Raw genomic sequence first — 15,596 nt, 5'->3', positions numbered from 1 at the left:
CAGCCAGGTCACTAACCCGCCGATCGACAGCTTGCGCGAACGGCATGTGATGAGCCTGAAGACACGCTTTTCCAACCTTGCCAATATCTTGGAGGAGACGAGCCAGAATGCAGACGTGCTGGTGCTGGATAGCCCGGTTCTGACCGCGCATGATTGGCGCAAGCTCAAGTCCGCGTTCGGACCGCTTGGCGCCGAAATCGACTGCACCTATGACATATCCGCCGGGCAAGAAGGCCTGCGCGCCGCCATCACGCGCATCCGTGAAGAAGCCGTCGCCGCGGTGCGTATGGGCAAGTCCGAGCTGTTTTTGACCGACGATAATATCAGTGAAGACCGAGTGGGAATCGCGATGATCCTGGCTGCTGCTGCTGTGCATACGCACTTGGTCCGCAATGGCCTGCGCAGCTATTCGTCGATTAACGTCCGTTCCGCCGAATGCTTGGATACGCATTATTTCGCCGTGCTCATTGGCGTTGGTGCAACCACCGTGAACGCTTATCTTGCCGAAGCTATGATTGCCGATCGCCATGGCCGCGGCCTGCTGGGCAGCCTGACATTATTGCAAGCCATCGAAAATTACCGCACGGCCATTAACGAAGGGCTGCTGAAGATCATGTCCAAAATGGGCATCGCAGTTATATCCAGCTATCGTGGTGGCTATAATTTTGAAGCGGTTGGCCTGTCGCGTGCGTTGGTCAATGACTTCTTCCCCGGCATGCCGAACAAGATTTCGGGCGAAGGCTATCACTCTTTATATGTGAACGCGCGTGATCGTCACGCCGATGCGTTCGACGCCGCGGTTGCGCGGTTACCCGTTGGCGGCTTTTACAAGCAACGTGATGGCGGGGAAGAACATGCCTATTCCGCTGGCCTGATGCATCTGTTGCAAAGCTCCGTGGCGAATGACAGCTATTCGACCTACACGCAATTTGCCCGAGGCGTCAAAGAACTGCCGCCGATTTACTTGCGCGATTTGTTGGAGTTCAACTTCGCGAAAGAGCCGGTTGCGATTGACGAGGTTGAGGCGATAACTGAAATCCGCAAACGTTTTGTAACACCCGGAATGTCGCTTGGCGCGTTGTCGCCAGAGGCACATGAAACATTGGCCATCGCCATGAACCGGATCGGCGCAAAGGCCGTTTCGGGCGAGGGCGGCGAAGACAGCAAGCGTTTCAAGCCATATGAGAATGGTAACAACGCCAACAGCGTCATCAAGCAAGTCGCAAGCGGCCGCTTCGGTGTTACCGCCGAATATTTGGGTGCGTGCGAGGAAATTGAAATCAAGGTCGCGCAGGGCGCAAAGCCCGGCGAAGGTGGGCAACTGCCCGGCTTTAAGGTGACCGAAATGATTGCACGGCTGCGTCACTCGACGCCGGGCGTGACGCTGATTTCACCGCCACCGCACCACGACATTTACTCCATCGAAGATTTGGCGCAGCTGATCTACGATCTCAAGCAGATTAACCCGCGTGCGCGGGTCTGTGTGAAGCTTGTCAGTGCGGCAGGCATTGGCACGATTGCGGCAGGCGTAGCCAAGGCACATGCGGATGTCATCCTCGTCTCGGGCAATGTCGGTGGTACGGGCGCAAGCCCGCAAACCAGCATCAAATATGCAGGCACGCCATGGGAAATGGGGCTATCCGAAGCCAATCAGGTGCTCACGCTCAATGGGCTTCGTCACCGCGTCAAGCTGCGTACCGATGGTGGCCTAAAAACCGGACGCGACATTGTTGTTGCCGCGATATTGGGCGCTGAGGAATTTGGCATCGGGACCCTAAGCCTCGTTGCCATGGGCTGCATCATGGTGCGCCAATGCCATTCAAACACATGCCCTGTTGGCGTGTGTGTTCAGGATGAAGCGTTGCGCAAAAAATTCACGGGCACGCCGGAAAAGGTCATCAACTTGATGACCTTCATCGCCGAAGAAGTGCGCGAAATATTGGCTAAGCTTGGCTATCGCAGCCTTGACGAGGTGATCGGACGCACCGAATTGTTGCGGCAGGTCAGCCGCGGTGCAGAGCATCTTGACGATCTTGACCTTAACCCGATCCTCGCCAAAGTCGACGCGCCAGACAGTGCGCGCCGGTTCAACATCCCGACATTCCGCAACGAAGTACCCGATAGCCTTGATGCGCAAATGATCCATGATGGTAGGCCAGTGTTCGAACGACGCGAAAAGATGCAGTTGACATACAATGTCCGCAACACGCATCGCGCGGTGGGCACGCGGCTCAGCTCGGAAATCACGCGGTTATATGGCATGAAGGGCCTCGCAGAAGGCCATGTGCATGTCCGCTTGCGTGGCTCTGCCGGTCAGTCGCTTGGGGCGTTTTTGTGCCAAGGTATTACATTGGAAGTCTTTGGCGATGCCAATGACTATGTCGGCAAGGGCCTGTCCGGCGGAACGATCATTGTGCGTCCAACGGTCAGCAGCCCGCTTACCAGCCATCAAAATAGCATCATCGGCAACACCGTGCTCTATGGCGCCACATCAGGCCGGCTGTTCGCGGCAGGGCAAGCGGGCGAGCGCTTTGCCGTCCGCAACTCTGGCGCGCATGTCGTCGTCGAAGGCTGCGGTTCAAACGGGCTGGAATATATGACCGGTGGCGTGGCGGTCATTTTGGGCAAGGTCGGTAGCAATTTCGGCGCTGGCATGACGGGCGGGATGGCCTTTGTGCTCGATGCCGGTGGTGACTTCGCCGCCATGGCCAATCCTGACAGCATCGTGTGGCAACGTCTGGAAAGTGCCTATTGGGAAGAGCAGCTAAAGGCACTTATCACAGAACACGCGCGGACAACGGACAGCGCATGGTCGAAATCGATCATTGAGGATTGGGATCGCAGACGCGGCGAATTCTGGCAAATTTGCCCGAAGGAAATGCTTGCGCGCCTCAGCCAGCCTCTGTCCGACCATGTGGCATTAGAAGCTGCTGAATAGCATAAGCCACTAGCCAATTGGTCGCTCTCCTGCTTAGGTCATCGCACTGATATGTCATGGAGATGCGTTATGCGCAGTGTGTTACTTGCCGGCTGTTTATGTGCGATGTCGGTGCCCGCTTATGCCGATGCCAATACTGACCTGAACAATCTTGTCAGCGATGTCTGGGCGTATACGTTAAAAGAGCAGCCTGTGTACGCAAGCGCGCTTGGCGTGAATGATTATGCCAATGAACTTGGCGATTATACGCTTGCCGCGCAGGACCGCAGAGCAACGGAAGCCTCACAATTTCTTATCCGTTTGGACGCCATACCGCCGGCATCGCTTGATGCGCCAACAAAGGTTGAAGCAGGCATATTGCGGCGATCGCTCAATTCGGCGATTGAGGGCAATAGATTTGGCCAACGGGCCATCAACTTCACGACCTATTCCAGCTGGCATCAGCAACTGGCCGGCATGGCACAAAACCTGCCGTTCAAAACCAAGCGAGATTTTGAATCCTACAACGCACGCCTGACCCAATATGCGCGGGCTAATGATGAAAATATCGCGGTCGCCAATGTTGCTATCAAGGGCAAGTTTACACAAGCTTGCGAAACGTTAAACGGCTTTGAAGGCACAATCAGCGGGCTTATTGCCCCCGACATTCGCCGGTCGCGTTTCTACGGACCTTATGCCGGCAAGCGTCCTGAAAATATTTCGGAAACCGACTTTGCTATATTGGCCGCAAACGCCGAAGCGACCATCCGCATGGTCGTGTATCCAGCGCTGAACAAGCAACTGGCGTGGTACACAACAAGCTACAAGCCAGCCTGCGCCAAGGCGCCAGGTGTTTCGGCGCAGCCAAATGGTGCGGCCTATTATGCCTTTCGTATTCGTGAGGAAACGACGACTGATCTGACCGCTGAACAAATCCACCAAATCGGCCTCAGCGAAGTGACGCGGATCCGTGCCGAAATGGCAGAGGTCGCCAAAAAGGCTGGCTACCCAAGCCGCGAAGCCTTCATCGCGCATTTGCGGACTGACCCGCAATATTATGCCAAAACGCCTGAGGAACTGATGGAGAAGGTCGCCCGTGTGACCAAGATCATCGACGGCAAGATGCCCACATTGTTCGGGCACCTGCCCCGCTTGCCCTATGGCATCCGACAAATTCCCGCAGAGACGGCCGAGGGCACGACGACGGCTTATTATAATCCGGGATCACCCGAGATCAGCATTTCAGGGACCTATTTTGTCAACACATCGAAGCTGAACCAGCGGCCGTTTTGGGAAATTCCGGCGCTGTCAGCGCACGAAGCCGTTCCGGGGCATCACAACCAGATTGCCCTGCAGCAGGAACTGCCTTTGTCCGATTTCCGCAAATATGGCGCGTCCTTCACCGCGTTTACGGAAGGTTGGGGCCTCTATTCCGAACGGCTTGGCATCGAAATGGGGCTGTATGATACCCCTGCCAAGGACATGGGCAGGCTATCCTACGAAATGTGGCGTGCATGCCGCTTGGTGGTCGATACCGGCATTCATACCAAGGGTTGGAGCAAGCAGCAGGCCATCGCCTTTATGACCGATAACAGCGCCTTGTCCGCCGCGAATATCGAGGCGGAGGTCAACCGTTATATTAGCTGGCCCGGCCAAGCCTTGGCTTATAAATTAGGCGAGCTGAAAATCCGAGAATTGCGGGATATGGCGACCAAGGAGCTTGGGAGCAAATTTGATTTGGCTGCCTTCCATGACGCGGTGCTTGGCCAGGGGTCAGTGCCGCTGAATGTCCTTGATCAGCAAATCAAAGATTGGGTCGCAGCGGAAAAGGCGAAGGGCTAAGCCGCTTCCTTATTTGGGTTCAGGAAGCGGCTGTGCATCGGCGCTTGCCGCTTCCTTGGCTTCTAACTCGGCCTGCAACTTTGCCTCACGTTCAGCGCGGCCTTTTTCGAACGCCTGCACGCGGGCTTCCACCTCTGCGGCCTCGGCATCGACGCCTGCCATGCGCTTGGCACGTTCGGCGGCGATTAAGCGGCCAAAGACAATGCCTGTGTCTTGCGCCTTTTCGGCATACGCCTTGTTAATCTCTGCCAAGCCGCAGCCGGTAAAACCGCCAGCGCCCGACGGCGAGCAGCTCATCGTTCCGCTGGCGCCAACATATTCATAAGATTTGATACGCTCCGACATCGCTTGATTACGCGGGTCATTGATATCGCCGCGCAAAGATGAAGGTATGCGAAAGCGGTCGGCCTCCCCCAAACGGGCGCAAACCACAATCTCGTCGCCTTTGCTTTCGGGACATTTGTCCTCGCCGTAAATGATGAGCTGGTTGATTTTCTCATCACCGGGCCTGGCTGCCGGGGCATCCTGCGCCGATGCCTGCGCCGACAGCATCAAGGCGATGCTGGCTAAAGAAATTCTGGCCATTGCTCTCACGCGATTATCTCCAAAGAATATGTAACCTGCATCTGAAGGTCGCAGGCTGAATGCGGCATGAAGCTTAAATATGTTTCGACACGGCAATGGCGGTGCGGCACCCCATGCGTACCAGTGCGCTCATCAAGGGATAGGCAGGGGCGCGTTCCGCACCTTCGGCCAAGGCGGTTGCCTTATGCTCCTGCTCGTCCGCTTGGAAATCTGCAATCATCGCCGACAATTCGGGGTCGCTCTCGCCGATTTCGGCAAGCTGTTCGCTGTAGTGGCGGTCAATTTCGGTCTCCACGGCCACGGTGCAGGCCATTGCCGCCTCCGGACTGATGGCGGCGGACACAGCGCCAAGTGTAAAGCCAGCCGCACTCCAAATCGGGTGCAAGGCTGTTGGCCGCACGCCACGCTCCGCCATCATCTTGTCAAAGGCGTTAAGGTGGCGTTCCTCTTGCTCTGCCATATGCGCGATGCTGCGCGCGGCAGGCGTGCGGTCACCCATGACCGCAAGCTGTCCGGCGTAAATCCGTTTCGCGCCGAATTCGCCCGCTTGGTTCACCCGGATCATCCGTTTGATCGCCCGTTCCCGCTGTGTGGCGGTTGTTAGATTTCCTTGTTGCGCCATATCATTGCCAAGATGAGCATTGCGCCGCCGAACGACAAGAGGAAATTGTATCCCGCCAGGGAAATGCCAAATAAAGTCCATGGCGCAACGTCACAACGCACCAAGGGCGCGTTCATGATGGATTTGAGCAAATCATCACCAGTACCTGAAATCGTCGCGGTGCAGGCGGTGAGCCCTTCCCAATAGCCATATTCGACACCGGCATGAAACCCGCCGATGATGCCGCTTGTTGCAATTGCAAGAGCGGCGAGCGCGACGAGCATTTTGCGAAAACCGGGGTTACCGACCCCAAAAGCGACCAACGCAATCGCGACGGCCGCGAAATGCGGATAACGCTGCCACCAGCAAATCTCGCAGGGGTAAAGCCCGCCAATATATTGCGATCCATAAGCGCCGCCCAGCAATGCAGCGGGAAGCAAAAATGCCAGCCAGTGGGCCTTATCGAATTTTGATGTCATAAATGCGGAGATACCTAGAAAGCTGCCATCCTGAACATGTTGCAGGATCTTACGTAAACCTATGCGCCCATCAATTCTGCGCCTTGCCCGTAAACGGTTTTGCCGCAAGTTTCATTGTCCGCGATCCAAGCCGCTGAAGCGTTTCTATTGCGTAATATAGCTGGAAATCATCGATATTTTTTGCCTTTAACTGCTCGGCAGTCATGGCGAAGCGGGGATCGTCGGCATTGTCCTTTTCCAGATCCTTATTGTCGTCTTTCAGTTCATTGACCAAGTGACGACGCAAGTCGGACTCGCGCACCGAAACGCGCGTTTTATAGTCGGGGTCGGTCAATTGCGGAACGCGGATATCGGGTTTGATACCGCCTTCCTGCACCGATCGGCCCGAGGGCAAATGATACCGCGCGACCGTGAGGCGCAAGCCAGTGTCGCGGGTCAAGGGAAGGACATTTTGCACCGACCCCTTGCCAAAGCTGCGTTCGCCCATGACCAACGCGCGGTGGTTGTCCTGCAAAGCGCCGGCAACGATTTCAGATGCCGATGCAGAACCCGCATCAACCAAAACGATAATCGGTGCACCATTGGTCACATCACCGGGTACCGCCCGTTCGGCCCACCAATGGTTGATGTCATTTTTGTCGCGGCCACGCTCGGATACAATCTCACCCTTTGTCAAAAAGGCATCGGATACGGCCACTGCCTCATCCAAGATACCGCCGGGGTTTGACCGCAAATCCACAATATAGCCCAGAGGATTGCCGCCAAGCGTTTTCTTGATACCCGCAACCGCCGCGACGACGTCAGCGCCGGTCTGTTCGGAAAAGCCGGTAACCGAAATGACGCCAATGCGGTCTTTCACTTCCCAGCGCACAGGCTTCAGGTCGATGATGGCGCGTGTGAGGGTTAGGTCGAACGGCGCATCACGGCCAGGGCGGAATATCGAAAGCTTGATCGTTGTACCCGGCGCGCCGCGCATCGCCTCTACCGCTTCATCAAGCGTACCGCCGACAATCAACTTGCCATCCAAATGTGTGATGAAATCACCCGACTTAATGCCCGCTTTATCCGCGGGCGTATCCTTCGTCGGCGCGATAACCTTTACCGCTTCATCTTCCATCGTGACGGTCAGACCTAGGCCGCCATATTCGCCATCAATCTGCGTGCGTAACGAGTTAAAGTCGGTTCGGTCGAGGAAACCACTATGCGGATCAAGGCTGGCCAGCATGCCCTGAATGGCGCCTTCCATAAGTTGCTTGTCGTCAACCTTGTCGACATAGCTGGATTTCACCTTGCGATACACCGCAAGGAATTCGTCCAGATCCTCAATCTGCTGCGCCTGCTGTTGTTGCCATTGCATGTTTTGCGCGACCAAAACGGTGGCAGGGACTGCAAGCGCCAATGTTATGGCAAGGGTTAAGGGCAGCAAACGGTTCTTCATAGACCAATTCCATTTCATCAGATTGTTGCTGCTATATCGCGACTGAACCTAAGGTGAAAGCACGTTATCACCAACTAATATCCTGCCTCGACCAAGCGCGCTAAACTCAACCAAGCATGGCCGCGATGTCCATCACGCGGCTGTTCTTGCGCAGTTCAACGCCAATTTCGGGTCCTTTTTTCCGGCGCGCCCAAGTAAGGCGCCTTGATCAATTTTCTGGCCTTTAGTGACTTCGACCGAATCAAGGTTGGTGATCAGGCTATTCCAGCCTTTGCCGTGTTCGATAATCACGATGTTGCCATAGCTGCGGTACCGCCCCGCAAAAGAGATTGTTCCGCCTGCTGGAGCGACGACGCGTTCGGCTTGTGTGACCGTCAGCCTTATGCCGCGCTCGCGATAGCCATTGACGTTAAGTTCACTAAAGCCGGCGACAACTTGCCCGGCGGCGGGAAGAATATAGGCACTGCCGCTCGGACGGCCCTGCTCGCTGTGTCCAGGGCCTATAACCGCTAGTCCGCCTGCAATAGACAGAGGCGCCAAAATCAACGTTGCGAGGGTAAGCCAAGACCGCATCGCTTTATCCTTCACGATGATAGGGGTGGTTGGCAATGATGGAGGTGGCTCGGAACAATTGTTCGGCGAGCATCGCGCGCGCCATTAAATGCGGCCATGTCGCTTTGCCAAAGGCAATCAGTCTGTCCGCTCCGGCGCGGGCCGTGTCATCAAAGCCATCGGCTGCGCCAATCAGGAAACGTACTTCGCGCACACCATCGTCGCGCCAGCGTTCAAGGAGGCGCGCCAATTCGACCGAGCTAAGCTGCTCGCCCTTTTCATCCATGATGATGGTTTTGTGCGGGCTGTCCGACACGGGAAGCTCCCCGCCGCGATCCGGCAGTTCGCTGTGCCGTGTTGGCCAGCTAATCCGTTTCAGATAGCGATCGACCAGTTCCGATTCGGGGGAGCGGCCAATCTTGCCGCGCGCGATGATATGCAGGCGCATCGCCATCGGCGCGGGCGACCAGTCTTATTGCGACGCGACTTCGGGCGCATCACCAAATGCCCACATGCGTTCCAGGTTATAGAAGCTGCGGACTTCGGGACGGAAAAGATGCACGATGACATCTTCGGCATCAATCAGCACCCAGTCCGCCGATGGCAAACCTTCGATGCGGGCATGACGTCCGGCCTTTTTGATACGCTCGGCAAGCTTTTGCGCCATCGAGGCCACTTGGCGCGACGAACGGCCAGATGCAACGACCATATGGTCGGCAATATTGCTTTTGCCTTCAAGCGGAATGGTGACCACTTCTTGCGCCTGATCATCATCAAGCGATTGAAGAATCAACGCATGGAGCGCGTCTGGGGTCAATGTGGGTTCCTTGGCCTTTGCGGTGGCTTTGCCAGAGGCAGGAACGGATGCAGTGTCGATCAAGATGGCTCCTTAAAGCACAATATTTCGGGTAACGCCGTCACGCGTTCCAAGTTCCTTATATCGGTGAAACCAATATGGGTCCGCACGCCGAAGAGCGGTGGCCGAACGCGGATCTGGACGAAAGCGCAAAAAGACAAGCGCTGGCGTACTCCATTTCGTCCAGTGATGACGCTGGTCCGAACGCCGGACAAACCGCCTGAACCAGGCCATTGCGGGACCCGCAACGACTTGGAGGTTATAGCTTGGTCTGGCGATAACTGCAATCGGCATCAATCGCGCTATATCGCGCCAGCGCCGCCAGTGGTGAAATTGCAGCAAATTGTCGGCGCCCATAATCCAAATGAACTGCGTTTTTGGGTAGCGCGCCACCAGTTTCTTCAGCGTTTCGGCGGTGTAGACGGTGCCAAGCGCCTGTTCGATAGCGGTGACTTTAATCGGTGTGCGCTTTGTGTGTGCCTTTGCCGATGCCATCCGCGCGGGCAAAGGCGCCATGTCCGATTGGGGTTTTAACGGGTTGCCCGGCGAGACCATCCACCAATATGCATCGAGCCCAAGCGAATCCATTGCAAACAGGCTAATCGCGCGGTGCCCTTTATGCGCCGGATTGAACGATCCGCCCATGAGGCCAATCGTTTTCAAGGGCGTGTCTGGCCTTGACCGCGGACAATCCATTTATATGTCGTCAGCCCCTCCAGCGCGACGGGGCCGCGTGCGTGCAAGCGGCCAGTGGCAATGCCAATCTCAGCACCCAAGCCAAATTCGCCGCCATCGGCAAATTGGGTGGAGGCATTGTGCATGACTATGGCGCTGTCGACCTCTGCCAAAAAGCGTGCGGCGGCAGCGGCATCTTGCGTGATGATCGCATCAGTATGGCGCGAGCCATGGCGGGCAATATGCGCCATCGCCTCGTCCAGCCCCGATACGACGCAGGCCGAAATGACCGAATCAAGATATTCAGTGTCCCAATCATCCGCATCGGCAGATACGGTGCGGGCATCCAGCTCCATCAATATATCGTCCGCCCGCACTTCACAGCCGGCATCCAGCAGCGCGGCGATCAATGGCGCTGGCGCGGGATAATCCTGATCAATCAGCAATGTCTCCGTAGCGCCGCAAATGCCGGTGCGCCGCATCTTGGCATTCACGACCAAGGCTTGGGCCATTTCGGGGTCGGCATCCTTATGGACATAGCTGTGGCAAATGCCGTCAAGATGCGCGAGCACGGGCACGCGGGCTTCGTCCTGAACCCGGGCAACCAGCGACTTGCCGCCGCGCGGAATGATCATGTCGATCGCCCCTTGTGCGCGCAGCATTGCGCCGACCACCGCGCGGTCCTGCGTCGGAACCAGCTGCACGGCGTCGGCGGGCAGGCCAGCGTGCGTTACGCCCTGCACCATCGCCGCGTGGATCGCGTGGTTGCTGTGTACCGCCTCACTGCCGCCGCGTAAGATGACGGCGTTGCCCGAGCGCAACCCTAAGGCCGCTGCATCGGCAGTCACATTGGGTCGGCTTTCATAAATAATGCCAAGCACGCCCAGAGGCACGCGGACGCGTTCCATGACAAGGCCATTGGGCCGGCTGCGGCTGTCGATGATTTGCCCTACGGGGTCTTCTAGCGTTGCGACCTGTTCCACCGCGGATGCCATCGCCGCGATGCGGCCTTCATCCAGCTTCAGCCGATCCAACATCGCAGGGGATATCCCCGCCGCCACCGCAGCGGCCACATCTTTGGCATTCGCGGCAAGAATATCTGCCACGCTGGCACGCAGGGCAGCGGCAGCGGCCAACAATGCAGCCGCCTTGGTCGCATCATTGGCGCCCGCCAAACACCGCGCGGCGGAACGTGCATTGGCCGTCATGTTGGCCATCAAGGTGTCGTTGTCGGTCATCATCTGCAACTCGTAGAGAAATGGCGTCAAAAGGGAAAGTAATCCGCTTTATTTGACACGCATCAATTATGGAACACATGCGAATCGGTGCAATGTCATTGAATTTACATATTTTTACGCAAATTTTCAGGGCCAAATATACCAAATTAAACATATTCAAATGTCATTTTTACAAGGTTTTCCACAACTCATCGCACGACTCACCCGACTCGTCACGAGTCGGGTCCACGCGATTCGCTAGGCCTTCTTTCGTCTGCTACGCGCCGTTCTCGAACTTAAAAACGGGGTGGTTTGTGTCGCTGAAGACCAGAATGTCCGGTTGGAAAAACCGGGCCGCTGGATGGTTTATTGACCGCGAGTTTTTCATGCGGGCCAATGGCCAAGTCCGGTTCTTGAAGATATCTGCGCGCCTGCAACGCCGCGCCGCCGGCACGCTCGCGTCTGTTCTCGGGCTATGGTTATTGGTCACTTTTGGCATGGCGATCAATCAAGTGACCCTCAGCGCGCAGCGTCTTGCGCTAGACGAACAGGAAGCCAAGGTCGAATCGGCGGAAGAGCGCGTGGCAAGCTATCGCGGTTCAATCAACGAAGTGACCAAGGATTTGGAACGTCGGCAGGAAATGCTTGAAAGCCTGGGCGACCAATATCTGGGTGACCTGAACGAAGCCGGGGCTTCAGCGCCGGCCGCATCCACCGCAACCGAACAAGACAAGGCCGTAAAGACCATCAGTGCAATGGTACCCGAAGCCGCTGGCCTTGCCCGCATAGAGGCGCGGCAAATTCGCTTTGCAGAACAAATGACCAAAATGGCGCAGGCGCGTACCTTGAAGGCCGAAGCTGCCATTCGCCAATTTGGCCTAAACCCCGAAACACTGGCACGCCAAGCCCGCAACGCGCAGGGCGGTCTGTTCGAGCCGTTCTTTGGCAAAGGCAAAAAGGACGTCCGTGATCCGCGCTTTTTGAAACTTGCCGCCTCACTTGGCCGCATGGACGCCATGGAACGCGCATTGGCCGCAATCCCGACCGCGATGCCCGCATCCGTCATGTATATGTCCAGCGGCTTTGGCTATCGCAGCGATCCGTTCACGGGCGCCGGCGCCATGCATGGCGGTCTGGACTTTAAGGGCCCAGTTGGAACACCCATTTTTTCGGCAGCCGAAGGTAAAGTGACGCTCGCTGGCTTTAATGGCGGCTATGGCAAAAGTGTTGAAATTACGCATGCCAATGGCTTGCTAACGCGCTATGCGCATTTGTCGGGCGTAAATGTCCGGCCGGGGCAAATGGTTGAACGGGGTGTTCAAATCGGACGGATGGGTAGCACAGGTCGTTCGACCGGCAGCCACCTGCATTTCGAGGTGCGCCTAAACGGTCAGGCTATCAACCCGCGTAAGTTTTTGGAGGCAAATCCCGATGTTCTCAAAGTCCAAACCATCGCCGGACTCCGTGCCGACTCTGCAGCAAAGGAGTAACGCTAGCGTGCGTAACAATTCTGGTCATACATTTTCCATCATCGCCGCCGACGTTGAAATTGTCGGCAATGTGTCAGCGCGCGTTGACCTGCATGTCGACGGCAAGGTGCAAGGCGACGTGACCTGCGGCAATCTGGTGCAGGGCGAAGGCAGCATAATCGCGGGCAAAGTCATCGCCGAATCGGCAAAACTTTCCGGCCATGTCGAAGGTTCGATTGAGGCCAATGACCTCGTCATTGAATCCACCGCGCGGATTATAGGCGACGTTGTCTATAGCAACCTAACCATCGCGCCTGGCGGTCAGATTGAAGGCAAATTTCGCCACAAATCATCCACGACGCCAAACATCGCACGCGCTGCGGCCACTGTCGGCAAAGTCACCGATCAGTTGATACTCGGGGCGGATTCGAAGGTCGCATAAGCAGGCCCCTGTCGTCCTGAACTTGGTTGGGCTCTGCCAGCCTTCGGCTTCAGGGTCTTACGTCCCCGCACAGCCGTGATCCTGAACGCGTTTCAGGTTCCATTTATCCGTTCGCGCGCAGGGCATGCTGCTCAATAAAAAAGGCCCGAACCATAAAAGGTCCGGGCCATGAGTTAGATGTTCGCGGGAGGAACATATGGAGGCGGCGGGGCATCAAGGAGAGGACAAACGCCCCACCACCAAGTCGTAAAGCTCAATAATTATAGGCACGCTCACCATGTTCGGTGATGTCGAGGCCTTCGCGTTCTGCCTCGGCATCGGGCCGCAGGCCAATGGTCTTGTCGAGGATGAAGAACAGGACGGCAGAACCGATACCCGACCAAAGCAGCGTCAGTGCGACCGCTTTAATCTGGGTGACCAATTGGCCCGCCATGACATATTCACCAGCAACTGCCGGGAAGACGGTGTAGTCGAGCCAGCCCTGACCGCCCAGTGACGGGTCGGCAACGATGGCGGTGCCGATAGCGCCGACAATCCCGCCGACGCAGTGCACGCCGAATACGTCGAGCGTGTCGTCATATTTCAGCTTGTTCTTCACATAAGCGACGAAGACGTAGCAGACGCCGGATGCGATAAAGCCAAGCAGAATGGATGTCATGGGCGCTGCAAATCCGCTGGCTGGTGTAATGGCAACCAAGCCAGCAACCGCGCCCGTAACCGCACCGAGCAGTGATGGTTTGCCATGGTGGAATTGTTCAATCAGGCACCAAGCAACGGCAGCAGCAGCAGTCGCAACAAAGGTGTTGATGAATGCAAGTGCGGCAAGGCCGTTGGCTTCAAGGTTGGACCCAGCATTAAAGCCGAACCAGCCGACCCACAGAAGCGAGGCACCGATCATCGTCATGGTCATTGAGTGCGGCGGTGTCGCTTCCTTGCCGTAACCGATGCGCTTTCCGATCATGATGCAGCCCACGAGGCCAGCGATGCCGGCGTTGATGTGCACCACCGTGCCGCCAGCGAAGTCAAGTGCGCCCATGCCCCATAAATATCCCATGTCCGTTGGTGCATCGGCGAGGAAGTCTGGGCCAGCCCAGTACCAGACCATGTGCGCGATCGGGAAATAGACGACCGTTAGCCAGGCCACCACAAATAGGATTAATGGTGTGAACTTGATCCGCTCTGCAAATGCCCCGACGATCAACGCCGGCGTGATACAGGCAAAGGTCATCTGGAACACCACAAAGGCATATTCGGGGATGTAGACATTGTTGCTGAACGTGGCCGCGTAAGTCGTGGCATCAACGCCCTGCAGGAATATCTTTGAAAAGCCGCCGATGAAGGCGTTACCGCTGGTGAAGGCCAGGCTGTAGCCATACGTGACCCAGACAAGCGCCGCGACCGACACAATCATGAACACCTGCATCAGCAGGCTGAGCATATTCTTGGTGCGGACAAGGCCGCCGTAAAACAGCGCAAGCGCCGGAATCGACATCAGCAATACCAATGCAGAGCTAATCAGCATCCACGTCGTATCGCCCTTGTCGACCATGCCGGCCATTTGTTCAACGGTCGGTGCCTTAATCGGGCCGTCGGCGACGGCAACCGCCACCGCTGTCGCGCCATCAGCAGCTTTTTCGGCTGCCTCCTGTGCGAAGGCGGGCAAAGCGGCGAACAATGTCGCCCCCGCCGCGCCTAGAAACTTGAGTGTCTTGGACATTTTCTGGTTCCCCTAGCTTGCTATTGTCGCGTCAAAGCGCGGTTTCGTTGGTGTCGCCCGTGCGGATGCGCAGGGCACCGGCAAGTTCGAATTCAAAAATCTTGCCGTCACCAATGGCGCCTGTTTCGGCGGCCTGCTGAATGGCCTCGACCACGGCAGGGGCTTGATCGGACGCGCATGCGATCTCGATTTTCACCTTGGGCACCATGTTGGTTGCATATTCGGCACCGCGATAGATTTCGGTCTGCCCTTTTTGTCGGCCAAAGCCTTTGACCTCCGTCACGGTCATGCCCGACACGCCCAACGCCGTGAGCGCTTCGCGCACCGGGTCCAGCTTGTGCGGCTTAATAATGGCAATAATATATTTCATGCACGCCCCCAATTTTGGTTGTGCAGTGCAATATGCAAACGTCGTGCCAGAAACGGAAAATGCACCTAAATAGGTCGATTACAGGTGATAGGGGCAGCGCATATCCGCGCCACCACCTTGCGAAATGCCTAAAATTTAATCAACAGAATATCACTGCCTAAATATTAGGCATTCACCCAATGCGGATCGATGCCCATAAGGGCAAATGGTCCGACGCCTGTTTGGACAGCGGTGAAATATGGCTGTCGGCGGCGGTGACTTTCACGTCATGGCTGACGATTATGCGGTCCAATCGCGCAACTGGGCGCGATGTGTGGAAGCTTTTGGGCGTTTGCACCAGCCGGTGATGATGGAACGCAAGTTCGTTCAATGCACCGCTGTCCGACCATTGGTTGAAATCGCCCATCAGAATAGTGGGCATATGACGCGGGCTGCC

Annotated in this window: 16 protein-coding genes; 4 read left to right on the top strand and 12 right to left on the bottom strand. The window is 56.6% G+C overall.

Features of this window, described 5'->3' with window-relative positions:
• On the top strand, window positions 1-2,938 hold a 2,938-nt coding region (gltB, locus tag QE270_RS08890), incomplete at its 5' end, for a glutamate synthase large subunit (RefSeq protein ID WP_300038271.1).
• A gap of 69 nt (window positions 2,939-3,007) precedes the next feature.
• Window positions 3,008-4,759, top strand: a complete 1,752-nt coding sequence (locus QE270_RS08885) for a DUF885 family protein (RefSeq protein WP_300038268.1) — start codon at window positions 3,008-3,010, stop codon at window positions 4,757-4,759.
• Window positions 4,760-4,768: 9 nt separating this feature from the next.
• Here QE270_RS08885 and QE270_RS08880 read toward each other — a convergent pair whose 3' ends face one another.
• The 9 genes from QE270_RS08880 to QE270_RS08840 all read right to left on the bottom strand — a co-directional run bounded on the left by QE270_RS08880 (window position 4,769) and on the right by QE270_RS08840 (window position 11,186).
• Window positions 4,769-5,344, bottom strand: coding sequence for a hypothetical protein (locus tag QE270_RS08880; protein WP_300038266.1), 576 nt, complete (start codon window positions 5,342-5,344; stop codon window positions 4,769-4,771).
• 73 nt (window positions 5,345-5,417) lie between these two features.
• Window positions 5,418-5,966: a demethoxyubiquinone hydroxylase family protein gene (locus QE270_RS08875; RefSeq protein ID WP_300038263.1), complete on the bottom strand. Its 549-nt coding sequence runs from the start codon at window positions 5,964-5,966 to the stop codon at window positions 5,418-5,420.
• Window positions 5,945-6,424: a disulfide bond formation protein B gene (locus QE270_RS08870; protein ID WP_300038260.1), complete on the bottom strand. Its 480-nt coding sequence runs from the start codon at window positions 6,422-6,424 to the stop codon at window positions 5,945-5,947. Before QE270_RS08870 ends, QE270_RS08875 begins: the two co-directional genes overlap by 22 nt.
• Before the next feature lie 70 nt (window positions 6,425-6,494).
• On the bottom strand, window positions 6,495-7,862 hold the full coding sequence (locus QE270_RS08865) for a S41 family peptidase (RefSeq protein ID WP_300038257.1): 1,368 nt from the start codon (window positions 7,860-7,862) through the stop codon (window positions 6,495-6,497).
• Between the two features lie 132 nt (window positions 7,863-7,994).
• Window positions 7,995-8,435, bottom strand: a complete 441-nt coding sequence (locus QE270_RS08860; protein ID WP_300038254.1) for a M23 family metallopeptidase — start codon at window positions 8,433-8,435, stop codon at window positions 7,995-7,997.
• A 4-nt stretch (window positions 8,436-8,439) separates the two neighbouring features.
• Window positions 8,440-8,862, bottom strand: coding sequence for a 23S rRNA (pseudouridine(1915)-N(3))-methyltransferase RlmH (locus QE270_RS08855; protein ID WP_300038274.1), 423 nt, complete (start codon window positions 8,860-8,862; stop codon window positions 8,440-8,442).
• Between the two features lie 24 nt (window positions 8,863-8,886).
• Entirely contained in the window at window positions 8,887-9,231 is a 345-nt protein-coding gene (rsfS, locus tag QE270_RS08850) for a ribosome silencing factor (protein ID WP_295491618.1), read from the bottom strand.
• 72 nt (window positions 9,232-9,303) lie between these two features.
• Complete coding sequence (locus QE270_RS08845) at window positions 9,304-9,933, bottom strand: nicotinate-nucleotide adenylyltransferase (protein ID WP_300038251.1); 630 nt, start codon at window positions 9,931-9,933, stop codon at window positions 9,304-9,306.
• Window positions 9,930-11,186, bottom strand: a complete 1,257-nt coding sequence (locus tag QE270_RS08840; RefSeq protein ID WP_300038248.1) for a glutamate-5-semialdehyde dehydrogenase — start codon at window positions 11,184-11,186, stop codon at window positions 9,930-9,932. The genes QE270_RS08845 and QE270_RS08840 overlap by 4 nt, the downstream gene beginning before the upstream one ends.
• 290 nt (window positions 11,187-11,476) lie before the next feature.
• Here QE270_RS08840 and QE270_RS08835 point away from each other — a divergent pair, with 290 nt between their 5' ends.
• Together QE270_RS08835 and QE270_RS08830 are read left to right on the top strand one after the other, a co-directional pair.
• A complete protein-coding gene (locus QE270_RS08835; RefSeq protein ID WP_300038245.1) occupies window positions 11,477-12,652 on the top strand; it encodes a M23 family metallopeptidase in 1,176 nt (391 codons plus the stop codon).
• 7 nt (window positions 12,653-12,659) lie between these two features.
• A complete protein-coding gene (locus QE270_RS08830; protein WP_300038242.1) occupies window positions 12,660-13,073 on the top strand; it encodes a polymer-forming cytoskeletal protein in 414 nt (137 codons plus the stop codon).
• Window positions 13,074-13,326: 253 nt separating this feature from the next.
• Here the strand turns inward: QE270_RS08830 and QE270_RS08825 are convergent, their stop codons facing one another.
• The 3 genes from QE270_RS08825 to QE270_RS08815 all read right to left on the bottom strand — a co-directional run.
• Complete coding sequence (locus QE270_RS08825; RefSeq protein ID WP_300038239.1) at window positions 13,327-14,790, bottom strand: ammonium transporter; 1,464 nt, start codon at window positions 14,788-14,790, stop codon at window positions 13,327-13,329.
• Between the two features lie 31 nt (window positions 14,791-14,821).
• The gene (locus QE270_RS08820; protein WP_183939324.1) at window positions 14,822-15,160 is read right to left on the bottom strand and encodes a P-II family nitrogen regulator; all 339 of its coding nucleotides are present in this window, start codon (window positions 15,158-15,160) and stop codon (window positions 14,822-14,824) included.
• A gap of 172 nt (window positions 15,161-15,332) precedes the next feature.
• The coding region (locus tag QE270_RS08815) for an endonuclease/exonuclease/phosphatase family protein (protein WP_300038232.1) at window positions 15,333-15,596 on the bottom strand (264 nt) is incomplete at its 5' end.

The organism is Sphingorhabdus sp. (assembly GCF_029865925.1).
In the GTDB taxonomy this organism is placed as follows: domain Bacteria; phylum Pseudomonadota; class Alphaproteobacteria; order Sphingomonadales; family Sphingomonadaceae; genus Sphingorhabdus_B.
This window is presented reverse-complemented; position numbering and strand designations above follow the sequence as displayed.

What these genes read in the sequence shown, in the direction of transcription:
- QE270_RS08885 (WP_300038268.1), top strand. Translation starts at nt 3,008, where the DNA reads ATGCGCAGTGTGTTACTTGCCGGCTGTTTATGTGCGATGTCGGTGCCC.
- QE270_RS08880 (WP_300038266.1), bottom strand. Translation starts at nt 5,344, where the DNA reads ATGGCCAGAATTTCTTTAGCCAGCATCGCCTTGATGCTGTCGGCGCAG.
- QE270_RS08875 (WP_300038263.1), bottom strand. Translation starts at nt 5,966, where the DNA reads ATGGCGCAACAAGGAAATCTAACAACCGCCACACAGCGGGAACGGGCG.
- QE270_RS08870 (WP_300038260.1), bottom strand. Translation starts at nt 6,424, where the DNA reads ATGACATCAAAATTCGATAAGGCCCACTGGCTGGCATTTTTGCTTCCC.
- QE270_RS08865 (WP_300038257.1), bottom strand. Translation starts at nt 7,862, where the DNA reads ATGAAGAACCGTTTGCTGCCCTTAACCCTTGCCATAACATTGGCGCTT.
- QE270_RS08860 (WP_300038254.1), bottom strand. Translation starts at nt 8,435, where the DNA reads ATGCGGTCTTGGCTTACCCTCGCAACGTTGATTTTGGCGCCTCTGTCT.
- QE270_RS08855 (WP_300038274.1), bottom strand. Translation starts at nt 8,862, where the DNA reads ATGCGCCTGCATATCATCGCGCGCGGCAAGATTGGCCGCTCCCCCGAA.
- QE270_RS08840 (WP_300038248.1), bottom strand. Translation starts at nt 11,186, where the DNA reads ATGATGACCGACAACGACACCTTGATGGCCAACATGACGGCCAATGCA.
- QE270_RS08825 (WP_300038239.1), bottom strand. Translation starts at nt 14,790, where the DNA reads ATGTCCAAGACACTCAAGTTTCTAGGCGCGGCGGGGGCGACATTGTTC.
- QE270_RS08820 (WP_183939324.1), bottom strand. Translation starts at nt 15,160, where the DNA reads ATGAAATATATTATTGCCATTATTAAGCCGCACAAGCTGGACCCGGTG.